Origin of the sequence: Marinobacter salicampi (genome assembly GCF_011074795.1) — a bacterium.
In the GTDB taxonomy this organism is placed as follows: Bacteria; Pseudomonadota; Gammaproteobacteria; order Pseudomonadales; family Oleiphilaceae; genus Marinobacter; species Marinobacter salicampi.
Map to the genome: position 1 here is coordinate 64,399 of NZ_JAAMPF010000010.1, position 14,100 is coordinate 78,498.

The window sequence follows — 14,100 nt, forward strand, 5'->3', positions numbered from 1 at the left end:
TAGGTGGGAATGTCTCAGCAGGGGTCTATGGGAAGACAGGTGCGCTTGCGGGTACCTCGCATCGATTCCGCAGAGTTCTCCTTTGAGTTCACTTTGGCCGTGCGTCGCAGCACATGCCCATTTCCCTCAACCTGACCCGCAACCACCCTGGCATAGGCCATTTTTGGGGTATTGCGAGTAATTTCCACAGTCGCTACCCGCTGTTCTTCCTGGCCCAGCTTTGCCCCTGTGTGGCTGTTTCTGACAAGCTTACCGAGAGAAAATACTTCCCATTGCTGACCTGGCAAGAGCAGGTTGCCACCCAGATTGATGATCAACTCTTCGCCATCGCCCTTTTCAACCAGGGGGGGCCATACTGCGTCAATAACCCGAAGGGCAACTTCCCTGCCCAGCGTATCAAACACTTTCTGAGCGGAATGGTCAGTGCCCTCAAGCTGAGTGCCCAGTTGATCGGCCGTCAGATTCAGAGTCTGGCTCCAGACAATGCTGCCACTAGCAGGCACCACAACGCGTACCTCCAGCACTGCAGCGCCGGAGCTCACCCTGGATTTCTCACCGGTCAGGCTGCTGGTCAGTTCCCTGGAACCCAGGGACAGGTCCGTTGCACGGGTCGCGACCAGATATTCGGCACCCAGAGTGTTGCCCAGCATCGCCTTTTCCGCAACGGGCACGTCCTTGGCTGTCATCCGGTAACGCTCTTCGAAGATGGCTGATTCGCTGTCCCGGGCCAGCATGGCAAAACGTCGTGACTGGGTCAGTGCGTCTGAGATCGAATGGGTCAGTCGCCTTGACGCATCTTCGGCAGTGAATATCTGGCTGTCCAGGCGGAAGCTGGAGCGAGCCGCCTCGACAGGATATACCGCCATCCGCCAACGATTGTCCTGAGCGGAAGAGCCAGGGGCTTTATAGACGGGAACATCCACTTCAAGCCGGGCAAGTTTGCCGCCGCCCCCGGGTGCCTCGGAAACTGACAGGACACGGTAGCCAGAGATCAATCCACTTGATGAGACACGTATGTCACTGGTCTGTGAAGCTGACAGGGTGGTGTTGCGCTCCTGACCATCATCACTACGTTCAGTAACGCGCATCAAGGCACTCTGTACCTGACGGCTGGCGCTTATCTGTGCACCCCGCACCTGCCGTACTGCCTCGCCCAGGGCATTGAAGACGGCCTCTTCCCGGTTAACTCCAGTGGATTCCGCAGACACTGTCCTGATCTCGGTCGCAGCAAATGCCCCAACCGAGATCAAGCTGGCAAAAAAAACCAGAAGCCACTTCATTACCACTCTCCGAACGAGCCGGTGCTTCTGACTGAGCGCTCAGTACCCGACTTGCCGGCATTCTCTGTGGCTGCACTCTTCTTGGGCTCTGGCGCTGGCTTGTCGATTCCCTGGGCCTTGGCAGATGTGCTTGGGGACCAGTATTTGACGTACCCAAGGTAAGGATGACCGGTAACCGGATCCTGGGCATTCCACTGACCGACGACCTGGACACCCTGAAGTCGCACATTGGCCTCAGACTGCAGAACCTCATTGATCATCTTGCCCACCCCGGTCGAAGTCTTGATTTCGGTACGACCGTTGCCACGGGTTTCCCGGACCTTCTGCACGAGCTTACGACGGATCTCCTCGTAATCAGTCTTTACCGTCATTGATGCAAACTGGGCCAACCAGGCATCAGCCATGGCGTTGGCACTCTTGCGGGACGCTTCAAGCTCTGCGGCCACGTCATACTCATCCATAGCTCCCCGCACCAGCTGTGGCCCTGCCATTCCGAAGGAAACCAGGCCAAACCTGCCTTGGCCGTCAACCATGGGCTGAACACCGTAATACCCCAGCATGGGCGTCTTCTCTTTGATCTGCGCTGCCAGGCGCTGCTGAATATCGTCTACCGGAATGGCCTGCCCAGGTGCCACGTCACCCGTGCGCAGTTGGCGGGCGAATTCAGCAAAACGCTCCGACTTCACAACGATAACCGTGACGCGCCCGTTATCAGATACCGCAGACCCACCCACTTCCTGGATAACCCCGAAGATGCCGACTCCGGATAATTCACCCATGGCCCGCTTTGTAGTTTCTGCAACAAACTCGTCATAGAGCATGTTCTTGCGTTCAGCGATACTCATTTCCGGCATTTCGGACGTGTCGGCCCCCAACTCTTCAAGCAAGGAGTTGAGACCCTGGACCGTGAGCTCAGCAGCCCGACCCGCCACCGCTTTACCGAAGGCTTCAATGCTGGTGGTGTCTCTGACGTCTTCAGGAAGATCGTCCTTCATGAAGCGGTCAGTCATCCGGGCACCAACGGCTACCGCGTTCTGGGAAACAAGCTCGCCCATCGCACCCAAGAAGGCTTCCTGGGTAGCAAGGATCCGTGCTTCGCTATAACTGATATCAGACGGGTCAGCAGCCACTGATGCGCTTCCGACGACCAGCATTCCGCCACCGGGGTTCTTTTCGGACTCTCCCTGAATCCAGCCCCGTGCTTCCAGAAACTCCTGTACTTTTTCATCGCCAGCATCGACTTCCGATACCGCCATGAATGGTGATGGAGGGGTTTTAGTGACATCCTGCTCAGATGCCTCAACCTGTGCACTCAAGTCCTCCTCTGCAAAGGCGTTGGCTGACGTCACGATAGCTGCACCAACAGCCCCTGCCACCAGCAGCGATAAAACTTTTCTACGAAATACCATGGTGTTTAATCTCTCGGTTGATTACCAGGAAACTGAAGCGTTGGAGCCGCGCTTGATAATAGGAGTTTCGCCTTCCCAGAACGCCAGGCCTGACGCCAGGTCTGTCAGGGAGAGCTGAATGTAGTACTCAACCTGCTGCTCTTTTCCAACCTTGTGGTTGCGCTGCAGAATCTTCCCGGAAAGGCTGAGATCGGGTGCCTGCAGGGTACCTATCTTCTGGACACCGGACTGATCAAACTCAGCCGAGTCCCGGAGCTCACGGGCACGCATGCTCATTTCGTCTTCCGCACCGTTCAGGCCAACGGCTGTGGTGGTTACCACCTTGCCGGAACGCAGAAGGGAAACACGGATCTTCTTGGTGAGCTGATCAGTATCAATTCGCTGCATCGTGTCATTCGTGATACGACTCACCACCATGATGTACCGGCCGCCATTGGGGTTGCTGACGGACCCACTGGCGAGCATGTCCTCAACAGCGGCAGTAGCTGCCGTTTCAAAATCACGGTAATCCATGGTCATTGCTACTGGTCCATCATCGGCTGCCGGATCAACGTAGCGGGTCTGAGTGGCGCAACCACCCAGGACAAAGACACAGGTAGAAAATACGAGAGCATGCCTAAACATAGGGTCTTCCTTACTGGGGTTCACGGAGATGGAGTTGGTAGCTGGTTACGCGCGAGTGAGGTGCCGTTGCCTTGAAATAACGGGTTTGTCCGGTCAGTAGCGACTGCCGACGATACCCATCGCCTACACCCTTTATTCTCATACCGCTGGCATCAAACCAGGTTACCTGCCAGGCGAGAGGGGTGTCCGTGTGAGCCTGAACAGCAAACTGGATCTGCAGGAGGCTATCACCACCGGGCTGGGCCAGGCGCTCCTCGAAAATCTCAGTCACCGTCAGCACGTACATCACTTCCGGATCCACTTTCAGTTCCTGCCGCTCAACCAATGGATTGGTTTCAGGCTGGGATGCGCAGCCAGTTAAAATAAGAACCAAGAGGAGCAATCCTGGATACAGCGCGACTTTCATAGGACCGAGCCCTGTTCTGGTTCGGTGCTTGAAACCTGGGCAGGGTCAGCAACAGGTACTTCTGGTAAGCGGGCGATCGCAGAAGGCGACCTGCCCTGCAAATCCATGGTAATCACTGTGGCAGGTGACAATGCCGTTGGCCGTTTGACATACACAAGTGTGAAGTCCTGCTCGGGAATAGTGATTGAGCCCAAGCTGGCGCCCTCATGGTCAAGCAGGTTGAGACTCCCATTCTCAGGGCGGTCTATTCTTGCTGCCTGCCAATGGTCCGGCATAGCCTGCCAGCCGCGGAGGTCGGCCTGGGTGGTGGCCATGGTGAGTGCGGCAGCGCCTAACTGGCCCATCACGCCGAACTGTTCAGTTGCCTCATTCTGAATAATGGCCTTGATAACCGCAGAAGTTACCGAACGGGCGAGAACACCAGGAAAACGCTCTTTCATCTCAGTCCGGATAACCGTGCCCATATCTGCAATCTGTTCAGTTTGAACTACTTCTCCGGTGCCACTCACCAAACCAAGGTAACCGGGAACGGCTGAGCGCTTTGCATATTTTGGCAGCGCAATACCAAAATAGGCTGGCGCTTCCTGATTACCATGCAGGAGCAATAAAGGAACATCGAACCGGGTCTCTTCCAGCACGGGGCCCAACCCGTTTTCGTACACAACCCAGACCTGTGGACCGAGTTCGCTGAGTGCACGCTTGCCAGACGAGAGGTCTACAGCCAACTCGGCATCGGCCTGTAGTAGACTGCTATGAGTATTCATTTCTGCTACCCGCTTGAGAGAAGTCGCTGCCCGCTCGAAATCTCCGGCTCCCGCTGCGTTGGCCAGGAAATAGATGCCGTGTAAATAGGTACTGGAAGGCACAATAAATTCAGGAAACACTGACCAGGTAGAGGGCGCCCCATAGTTCTCTGCAATGGCAGCATGCAGGCCCTCGTGCTTGAGACTGTTATTGACCATGGATGCCTGGCTTTCTTCTTCCTTGGCTTCCTCTTCCAAAGCAGCCTGTTGCTCAGCAATTTCCTTCTGGAAATGTTCGACAGCCCGCCGAGTCCGGTCGTTAGCGCGGTTAAACTCAATTCGCGCATAATCGTTGTTGCCTGCAGCCAGGAATGCCAGCCCCTTGTAGGTATTCACCAAAACAGCCTCTGACATCAGCGCTTCATAGTCGCGTTCGGAATCATTCACCATGACCGCTACAAAGCCTTCGGCTGCCCCTTCAACAAGGCTCTCTGTATCCAGGTATTTCATACCCTCTTCTGCCAGATCAAAAGCTTGCGCTGCTTCCGCATACTGGCCTGTCAGGCGGTACATCTCGCCCTGGTGAAGAAGTTCGAGCAGCCGGGCTTCGGCATCAACCAGTTCGCCTTCAGCAGTGGTGAAGCTCACTGACTGCAGAGCAGTTTCGTAGTCACCGGAGGAATAGGCATTATTGAAAGAGGACATCTGTTGACGGTGCTGGAAAGACGAGCACCCTGAGACGATGGCAACGAGGGCCGCAGCCAAGATGAAACGGAAAAGAACTTTCACACTGATACTCCCTGATGGTTCAGAAGCCGGAAAATCAGGGCATGTGGTCAACCTGTGACAACTCCCTTTGATCACCGATCCGCGAACAACATTACGAAACTCTTACAGGGGGTTAACGTTAGTTGGAAAGGTCCCTATTGGGTAGCTGATAACCTACCACTATTGCCAGGTTTTACATTGGGCACGACAAAACATTACACATAGGAGTGAGGTCAGGCTTGACTATGACGGGATGTAGCTGAACGTAGATTATGTGCGGTAATTTCGACCACCCGCTGCCTGGCTTCAAGGCTGGCCCAGGCGGAGTGCGGGGTAATGATCAGGTTGGGAATATCGTCCGCCAGCAGCGGGTTGCCGTTGACCGGTGGCTCTTCAGTAAGTACATCGAAGCCGGCGCCACCCAGTCTGCCTGCCCGCAGGGCATTCGCCAGGGCCTGCTCATCCACCAGACCGCCGCGGCTGGTGTTCAGCAGCAGTGCATGGGGCTGGAGCATACCGAGTTCCCGGGCACCGATGAGGTTACGGGTTTCCTCGGTCAGCAGGCAATGCAATGACAACACATCCACCCGTGGTAAAAGCTCATCCAATGGTATCCGCGGATAGCCGTCCACCTCGCCGGGCTCCTGTCCGGGGCGGGCGGCCAGGAGTATTTCCATACCAAACCCCCGGGCCCGCTCCACCAGTCCCTGGCCCAGGTCGCCATAACCCACGATCCCGAGCACCTTGCCTTCCAGCTCCATTATGGGGTGGTCCATCAGGCAGAAATGGGGGCTTCTCGCCCAGCGGCCAGTGCGGACGTCACGGTCGTAGTCCATAAGCCGGGTGGCCAGGGCCAGCATCAAAGCCATGGCGTGCTGGGCCACCGATGCCCGGCCATAACCTGTTACGTTAGCCACCGTGATGCCGGCTTTTTCGGCGGCGTTCAGGTCAATGTTGTTGGTTCCGGTGGCGGTTATGGCTATGCGGACGAGTTCCGGATGGGCATCAAAATGCTCCTGACCCAGCACCACCTTGTTGGTGATCACAGTATCAAAGCCCTGCATACGCTCATGGACCTGTTCAGGCCTAGTGTGATCATAGAGAACCAGGTCGTCCACAACCCGCCGGATCGGGTTCAGGTCCACATCCTTTCCAAGGGTGCCGGCATCCAGAAATACAGCTCTCATCGCGAAACTCCAGTTCAGACAGGGCGTCTGGCAAAGACGCAGGATTTCCTATACTCAAAGGTAGTTTACACTGGTACAACAGGCTCATTGGAGGATTAGGTTATGGAACATGAATTCTGGCATGCGCGCTGGGAGCGAAAGGAAATCGGCTTTCACGAGGGCACGGTGAACTATTACCTGCGCGAGCACTGGCCAGAACTGGTCAAACAGGGGAATGAGACAGTCTTTGTGCCCCTGTGCGGGAAAGCCCATGACATGTGGTGGCTCCATGACCAGGGGCACCCGGTGATCGGGGTGGAGCTGAGTGAAATTGCCTGCAAGGATTTCTTCGAGGAAGGCCAGACCAAAGCCATGGTCCGGCCAGGCCAGCCCTTTACCCGTTTCATTCACGACAGCCTGGAGCTCTGGTGCGGCGATCTTTTCCAGCTTGTGCCCGATGACCTCAAGCATGTGCGGCTGGTTTACGATCGGGCGGCCCTGATTGCGTTACCGCCCCATATGCGGCCCGAATACGTGCAGCATCTGAACGCCGTTCTGCCGGCGCAGGCCGCCATTCTGCTCATTACACTCGATTACCAGAATGAGGAGATGAAAGGCCCGCCCTTTAACGTAAGTGATGCGGAAGTCCATACTCTTTATGGCCAGGACTACGAAATTGAGCATGTAGTCACAAATCTCTTACCGAAGGATCACCCCTTTGCCAAACGCAAGGGACTCAGTGGCGCGTCGGAAACCGTGTTCCGCCTGAGACCCCGTCATACCGCTGCCTCAGGCTGAGGCCCTGCAAAAAATAACCTGGATATATGCGGATACGAGGCAACATTAATTTGTCACAAGGAACACGAAACAAAACAGTTCTGCCCCTGTCCAAGCTTTTAAGTCTGGACTAAGCTGAAATTATCCAGGCCGGAATTCCCCTTCCGCGGGGTCTTCCAGTCTTGCGAGTCTATCCACTTCATCCATCCATAACCGAGTCGCCACAGGCGATCCGAATCCGATCGGGGATTTACCGTGAACCATAGCTGAACACTATCGAGTGAGGGGCATTCATGAGCATTCTGCAGCACTTCAAAGACAGGTATAAATCAACTCAGGAGGAAGAGTATTCCCTGGAGGAATACCTGGAGATCTGCAAAAACGACCCATCGGCGTACGCCACCGCCGCAGAGCGGATGTTAATGGCCATCGGCGAGCCAGAGAGTATCGATACTTCCCGCGATTCGCGACTCTCCCGGATTTTTTCCAACAAAGTCATCAAACGCTACCCGGAATTCGCCGAGTTCTACGGCATGGAAGAGGCGGTCGAAAATATCGTTTCCTTCTTCCGCCATGCGGCCCAGGGACTGGAAGAGCGCAAACAGATTCTCTACCTGCTCGGGCCTGTCGGGGGCGGTAAATCCTCACTTGCCGAAAAGCTCAAGTTCCTGATGCAGAAAGTGCCTTTCTACGCCATCAAGGACTCACCGGTTAACGAATCCCCCCTGGGACTGTTCGATATCCATGAGGACGGGCCCATCCTTGAGGAAGAATTCGGCATATCCAGCCGGTACCTGAAGACCATCATGTCGCCCTGGGCGGTCAAGCGCCTGCACGAATTTGGTGGCGATATCAGCAAGTTCCGCGTGGTCAAGCGCTACCCCTCGGTGCTGGACCAGATCGCGGTCTCCAAGACCGAGCCAGGCGACGACAACAACCAGGACATTTCGGCTCTGGTGGGCAAGGTCAACATCCGTATGCTGGAGGAGTATTCCCAGGACGATCCGGACGCCTACAGCTTCAGCGGTGGTCTCAACAAGGCCAACCAGGGGTTGCTGGAATTCGTCGAGATGTTCAAGGCGCCAATCAAGGTCCTGCATCCGTTGCTCACTGCTACCCAGGAAGGCAACTACAACACCACCGAAGGCATGGGCTCGGTGCCTTTTGATGGCGTTATTCTGGCCCACTCCAACGAATCCGAGTGGCAGACGTTCCGCAACAACAAACACAACGAGGCGTTCCTTGATCGGGTCTACATCGTCAAGGTGCCCTATTGCCTGCGGGTGACAGAAGAGATCGATATTTACCGCAAGCTGCTCAGGGACAGCTCGCTGCACGGGGCCCCCTGTGCGCCGGATACTCTCAACATGCTGGCCCAGTTTTCGATCCTGTCCCGCACCAAGGAACCGGAAAACTCCAGCATTTTCTCAAAAATGAGGGTGTACGACGGCCAGAACATTAAGGATACCGACCCCAAGGCCAAGTCGATCCAGGAGTACCGGGACGCGGCCGGGGTCAACGAGGGCATGGACGGCCTGTCGACCCGCTTCGCCTTCAAGATCCTGTCCCGGGTGTTCAACTTCGACACCACCGAAGTGGCCGCCAACCCGGTGCATCTGCTGTATGTTCTCGAGAAGCAGATCGAGCAGGAGCAGTACGCCCCGGAAGTGCAGGACCGCTACCTGCGGTTCATCAAGGAATTCCTTGCGCCCCACTATGTGGAGTTCATCGGCAAGGAGATCCAGACCGCCTACCTTGAAAGCTACAGCGAATACGGCCAGAACCTGTTCGACCGCTACGTGACCTATGCCGACTTCTGGATCCAGGATCAGGAATACCGTGATCCCGATACCGGCGAGATCCTGGACCGCGGATCCATCAATGAAGAACTGGAAAAAATCGAAAAACCGGCAGGTATCAGCAATCCCAAGGACTTCCGCAACGAGGTAGTGAATTTTGTGCTGCGGGCGCGGGCCAACAACCAGGGCCGTAACCCGTCATGGCTGAGTTACGAGAAACTGCGCGCAGTGATCGAGAAGAAGATGTTCTCCAACACCGAAGATCTTCTGCCCGTCATCTCGTTCAACCCCAAGGCCAGTCAGGAAGACCAGAACAAGCACAAGCAGTTCGTAGACCGGATGGTCGATCGGGGGTACACCGAAAAGCAGGTTCGCCTGCTGGCCGAATGGTATCTGAGGGTTCGCAAGTCCCATTAGAGGACTCAGGCTGGAACCCAACGACAGACCCCCTGCCCGCCCGATAGGGCGCCGCAGGGGTCAGGTGCCGAACTGGAGCAGAACTATGGGCATGACCCACATTGTCGACAGACGCCTCAATGGCAAGAACAAGAGTGCAGTGAACCGGGAACGGTTCCTGCGCCGCTACCGTCACCACATCAAGAAGGCTGTTTCAGACGCCGTCCAGCGCCGCTCGATTACCGACGTGGAGGGCGGGGAAAGTGTCAGCATTCCAGCCAGAGATCTGGAAGAGCCGATCTTCCACCATGGCCAGGGCGGCAAGCGAGAAATGGTGCACCCGGGGAACAAGGAGTTCGTGGCGGGCGACGAATTGCCGAAGCCACCAGGTGGCGGCGGTGGTGGCCAGGGCGATGGCAAGGCCAGCCCGGACGGTGAAGGCATGGATGAGTTCGCCTTCCAGATCACCCAAGACGAGTTTCTCGAATTCCTGTTTGATGACCTTGAGCTGCCCAACCTGGCCCGCAAGAAGCTCAGGGACACCGAGGCCTTCAAGTACGTCCGCTCCGGTTTCAGTACTCAGGGCGTACCGGCCAAACTGGACGTGGTGCGTTCCCTTCGCGGCGCCCATGCCCGGCGGCTGAGCCTCGGTGGGGCCCGCAAGCGCAAGATCCGGGAACTGGAAGCACAACTGGCCGCCCTGAAAACTGCCCCGGATGATCTCGACCCGGCCTTCAGCCACAAGGACCAGATAGAGGTACTGGAAGCTGAGATTGCAAAGCTCAAATCCAACCTCAAGCGCATTCCCTACATCGACGAGATCGACCTGCGCTACCGCCAGCACCTCAAGCAGCCGCAGCCGGCCACCAGCGCCGTCATGTTCTGCCTGATGGACGTGTCGGGCTCAATGACCCAGATGCACAAGGACATCGCAAAACGCTTTTTCATTCTGCTGTACCTGTTCCTCAAGAAGAACTATAAGCGCATCGACGTGGTGTTTATCCGCCACCACACCAGCGCCAAGGAAGTGGACGAGGAAGAGTTTTTCTACTCCCGTGAAACCGGGGGCACCATTGTCTCGAGCGCCCTCAAGCTGATGGACAAGATCATCAAGGCCCGCTATTCGCCGGCGGAATGGAACATCTACGCCGCCCAGGCCTCGGATGGCGACAACTGGAACGATGACTCGCCGATCTGCAGCAAGATCCTGTCCGAGCAGATACTGCCCCAGGTGCAGTACTACTCCTATGTGGAGATCACGCCCCAGGATCACCAAATGCTGTGGTACGAATACGAGAAGGTGATGGCGGAGAATCCCGACAGCTTTGCCATGCAGCAGATTGCGGACCCGAGTGAAATCTATCCGGTCTTCCGCCAGCTATTCGAGAGGAAAGCCGCATGACCGATGCCATGGACCGACCCAGCGAAGTCAGGCCCATCTCCACGGGCTCGGAATGGACCTTTGACCTGATCGAGCAGTACGACGAGGAAATTGCCAAGTGCGCCGCGGAGTTTGGCCTGGACACCTACCCCAACCAGGTGGAGGTCATCAGTGCCGAGCAGATGATGGACGCCTACAGTTCCGTAGGCATGCCAGTGGGCTATAACCACTGGTCCTTCGGCAAGCAATTTCTCAATACCTCCCAGGGCTACCAGCGGGGCCAGATGGGTCTGGCCTACGAGATCGTCATCAACTCCGACCCCTGCATTGCCTACCTGATGGAGGAAAACACCCTGCCCATGCAGGCCCTGGTTATTGCCCACGCCTCCTACGGGCACAACTCCTTTTTCAAGGGCAACTACCTGTTCCGCACCTGGACGGACGCCAGCGCCATCATTGACTACCTGGTGTTCGCCCGTAATTACGTCGCCCAATGCGAGGAGCGCCATGGGGTAGACGCAGTGGAGCAGATCCTGGATTCATGCCACGCCCTGATGAACTACGGTGTCGACCGCTATAAACGGCCTTCGCCCATCTCTGCCGCCCAGGAGCAGCGCCGCCAGCAGGACCGTGAAGAATATCAGCAGCGCAGACTCAACGATCTGTGGCGCACCATTCCGAAAATGGGCAGTGATGAAGAGGAAGAGACCCTTCGCAAGACCCGCTTCCCGGAGGAACCCCAGGAGAACCTGCTCTACTTCATTGAAAAGAACGGGCCTCTGCTGGAAACCTGGCAGCGGGAGATCATCCGGATCGTCCGCAAACTGGCCCAGTATTTCTATCCCCAACGCCAGACCCAGGTGATGAACGAGGGCTGGGCCAGCTTCTGGCACTACACACTGTTGCATCGCATGTATGAGAAAGGCCTGGTAACTGACGGTTTCATGCTGGAGTTCCTGCAAAGCCATACCGCGGTGGTCTACCAGCCGCCCTTTGACAGCCCGTGGTACTCAGGCATCAACCCTTACACCCTGGGCTTCTCCATCTACACGGACCTGCGTCGGATCTGTGAAAACCCCACGGACGAAGACAAGCACTGGTTTCCGGATATCGCCGGCAGCGACTGGATCGAAACCCTGCATTTCGCCATGAAGAACTTCAAGGACGAGAGCTTTATCCATCAGTTCCTGTCGCCCAAGGTGATGCGGGACCTCAAACTGTTTTCCATCTCCGATGATGATCAGGAAGAGGTTTACCGGATTACCGCCATTCACGACGAGTCCGGCTACCGCACGCTGCGGGAAAAACTGGCCCGGCAGTACAACCTGAGCTTCCGCGAGCCCAATCTGCAGGTATGGAACGTCAACGTTCGTGGTGACCGTTCCCTGACTCTGCGCCACATTCCGGTCAACGGCATCCCCATGGGCGCTGCCACCGGTGAGGTCCTCCGGCACGTGCACAGGCTCTGGGGTTTCGATGTTCATCTCGAGACCGTGGACGATGAAGGCGTGAAGGGCGAGTTCCACTGCCCGCCCCGGAAGACCGAGGGCGGGGCTTAAACCATAATGGAACATCAGCCTGGAATGCAGGGTGGGCACTAGTGTCTGGACCGCTACAGCTTTCGGAACAGCCGCTCTGCCCTCTCTACCCTCTGCGGTTTCTCTGCGATGAGATGCTGCAAGGTCTGGGGGAGTGGCTGCGGGTTGCGGGCTACGACACTGAAACACCGCTCAACGGTGCAGTGGACCGGGATGTGCTCGCCCAGGCTGTGGTCGAGAACCGCTGGCTTATAACCCGGGATCGTGAACTGTTGCAGCACCGGGAAGGCCCGGCCTATGTGATCCTGCTTGGCACCGGTGGCCAGGAGGAAAACCTGCGGGAACTGACCCGGAGGCTGGATCTGGACTGGCTCAAGTCGCCTTTTTCGCGCTGCAAGCGCTGCAATACGCCACTACAGCAGGGTCCCCATCCTGGAAGCCCGCCGTTACCGGAACTTGACCTGGACAGTATTTATCACTGCCCCCGGTGTTGTCAGACCTACTGGGAAGGCAGCCATGTCCGGAGAATGCGGGAGAGGCTGCGACGCTTCAGTCACTGGCGACCTGCGAGCCGCTGAAAAGCCGGGATTGAGCCTCAGTTCCAGAGCCAGACAGCCATCCAATCCACCAGCCAGGGCAGCAACACAGCGGTAGCAAACGCTGACAACGCCATGGCGAGACCCGAGAATGCGCCCATCTGGGCGCTCACGGTAAAGGCTCGGGCAGTGCCTATGCCATGGGCCGACACACCCATGGCAATGCCCCGGACACTGTCGTCCCGTATGCGCATCAGGTCAAACAGCTTGGTCCCGAGCACTGCCCCTATGATGCCTGTCACCACCACCAGCACCGCCGTCAGGGACGGCAGTCCGCCGATCTGGTCGGAAATGCCCATGGCCACCGGTGCCGTCACGGATTTGGGCGCCAGCGACAGCTGGGTCTGCTCGCTGGCACCAAAGAACCAAGCAATCAGGATGGAACTGACCGCGCCGATCATCACCCCGGACAGAACCGCCACGGTCACAGGCAGCCAAAGCCTTTTGAGTTTGTCGACCTGCTGGTACAGGGGAATGGCCAGGGCCACGGTGGCCGGCCCGAGCAGGAAATGGACAAACTGGCCACCCTCGAAATAATCCTTATAGCTGATGTCGGTCGCCAGCAGAAACAGAATCAATACCGCCACAGCCGTCACCACCGGATTCAGCAGGGGATTACTGTTGGCCGCAATATAAAGCCGATGCGCCAGCCCGTAGGCAACCAGCGTTGCAGTCAGACCCAGCAGGGGCGAGGCTGAAAGGTAAACCCAGATACGGGAAAGGTCCGCTTCAAGCATCGTCTGCAGCCCCTTTTTTCACCCTTTTGCCGATCAATACCATAATGCCGGCGGTGGCTATCATGGTTACGATCGTACTGACCACCAAGGCAATACCGATGGAGAGCCACTCGTCGGCTATGCGGTCGAAGTGGACCATCATGCCCACGCCTGCCGGAACGAACAGTAGCGAGAGATGGCTGAGTAGAGAACTTGACGCAGTATCCAGTGAAGTCCCGGCCCGTCCGCGAATAACCAGGGTGAGGAACAGCATCACCATGCCCAGCACAGGCCCGGGGACCGGCAGACCGAGCAGGCGCACCGTTACCTCGCCTACCAGCTGATACACCAGCAAAATGGTGATCCCGTTCAGAAAATTCATAGGCGACTCTTCGCTAGGAGCGTGGTTTTTGCACCGATGTGACGTGCTGTGTTGGCCGGAGTAGGGGCACACCTCCGGTGTGCTCGAAAGCTGAAGCTTCCGCTACGAAACACCCGGCG

The 14,100-nt window shown here is 57.0% G+C and carries 13 protein-coding genes; 5 read left to right on the forward strand and 8 right to left on the reverse strand.

Annotated features, from left to right (window positions below):
• Positions 1–14: 14 nt before the first annotated feature.
• The 6 genes from G7W63_RS04615 to G7W63_RS04640 form a co-directional block, all read right to left on the reverse strand.
• Complete coding sequence (locus G7W63_RS04615; protein WP_166253835.1) at positions 15–1,280, reverse strand: CsgG/HfaB family protein; 1,266 nt, start codon at positions 1,278–1,280, stop codon at positions 15–17.
• Positions 1,280–2,689 (reverse strand): DUF6844 domain-containing protein, encoded by a 1,410-nt coding sequence (locus G7W63_RS04620; RefSeq protein ID WP_166253838.1) that lies wholly within the window; start codon positions 2,687–2,689, stop codon positions 1,280–1,282. The genes G7W63_RS04615 and G7W63_RS04620 overlap by 1 nt, the downstream gene beginning before the upstream one ends.
• 21 nt (positions 2,690–2,710) lie before the next feature.
• Positions 2,711–3,313, reverse strand: coding sequence for a penicillin-binding protein activator LpoB (gene lpoB, locus G7W63_RS04625; RefSeq protein WP_166253841.1), 603 nt, complete (start codon positions 3,311–3,313; stop codon positions 2,711–2,713).
• 10 nt (positions 3,314–3,323) lie between these two features.
• Entirely contained in the window at positions 3,324–3,686 is a 363-nt protein-coding gene (locus tag G7W63_RS04630; RefSeq protein WP_242634316.1) for a YcfL family putative periplasmic lipoprotein, read from the reverse strand.
• Between the two features lie 29 nt (positions 3,687–3,715).
• Complete coding sequence (locus tag G7W63_RS04635) at positions 3,716–5,251, reverse strand: COG3014 family protein (protein WP_207308883.1); 1,536 nt, start codon at positions 5,249–5,251, stop codon at positions 3,716–3,718.
• A gap of 212 nt (positions 5,252–5,463) precedes the next feature.
• A complete protein-coding gene (locus G7W63_RS04640; RefSeq protein ID WP_166253847.1) occupies positions 5,464–6,417 on the reverse strand; it encodes a D-2-hydroxyacid dehydrogenase in 954 nt (317 codons plus the stop codon).
• Between the two features lie 102 nt (positions 6,418–6,519).
• Between G7W63_RS04640 and tmpT the strand changes: the two genes are divergently transcribed.
• From tmpT to G7W63_RS04665, 5 genes are all read left to right on the forward strand, one after another.
• Positions 6,520–7,194 (forward strand): thiopurine S-methyltransferase, encoded by a 675-nt coding sequence (gene tmpT / locus G7W63_RS04645; protein WP_166253850.1) that lies wholly within the window; start codon positions 6,520–6,522, stop codon positions 7,192–7,194.
• Positions 7,195–7,466: 272 nt separating this feature from the next.
• Positions 7,467–9,389 carry a PrkA family serine protein kinase gene (locus tag G7W63_RS04650; protein WP_166253868.1) on the forward strand — a complete coding sequence of 641 codons (1,923 nt, stop codon included), beginning with the start codon at positions 7,467–7,469 and terminating at the stop codon, positions 9,387–9,389.
• Positions 9,390–9,480: 91 nt separating this feature from the next.
• Positions 9,481–10,770 carry a YeaH/YhbH family protein gene (locus G7W63_RS04655; protein WP_207308885.1) on the forward strand — a complete coding sequence of 430 codons (1,290 nt, stop codon included), beginning with the start codon at positions 9,481–9,483 and terminating at the stop codon, positions 10,768–10,770.
• Positions 10,767–12,308: a SpoVR family protein gene (locus G7W63_RS04660; protein WP_166253874.1), complete on the forward strand. Its 1,542-nt coding sequence runs from the start codon at positions 10,767–10,769 to the stop codon at positions 12,306–12,308. Before G7W63_RS04655 ends, G7W63_RS04660 begins: the two co-directional genes overlap by 4 nt.
• Positions 12,309–12,349: 41 nt before the next feature.
• Entirely contained in the window at positions 12,350–12,865 is a 516-nt protein-coding gene (locus tag G7W63_RS04665) for a Mut7-C RNAse domain-containing protein (protein WP_166253877.1), read from the forward strand.
• Positions 12,866–12,882: 17 nt separating this feature from the next.
• Here the strand turns inward: G7W63_RS04665 and G7W63_RS04670 are convergent, their stop codons facing one another.
• Together G7W63_RS04670 and G7W63_RS04675 are read right to left on the reverse strand one after the other, a co-directional pair.
• Positions 12,883–13,620, reverse strand: coding sequence for an LrgB family protein (locus G7W63_RS04670; RefSeq protein WP_166253880.1), 738 nt, complete (start codon positions 13,618–13,620; stop codon positions 12,883–12,885).
• Complete coding sequence (locus tag G7W63_RS04675) at positions 13,613–13,981, reverse strand: CidA/LrgA family protein (protein WP_166253883.1); 369 nt, start codon at positions 13,979–13,981, stop codon at positions 13,613–13,615. The genes G7W63_RS04670 and G7W63_RS04675 overlap by 8 nt, the downstream gene beginning before the upstream one ends.
• Positions 13,982–14,100 lie beyond the last annotated feature (119 nt).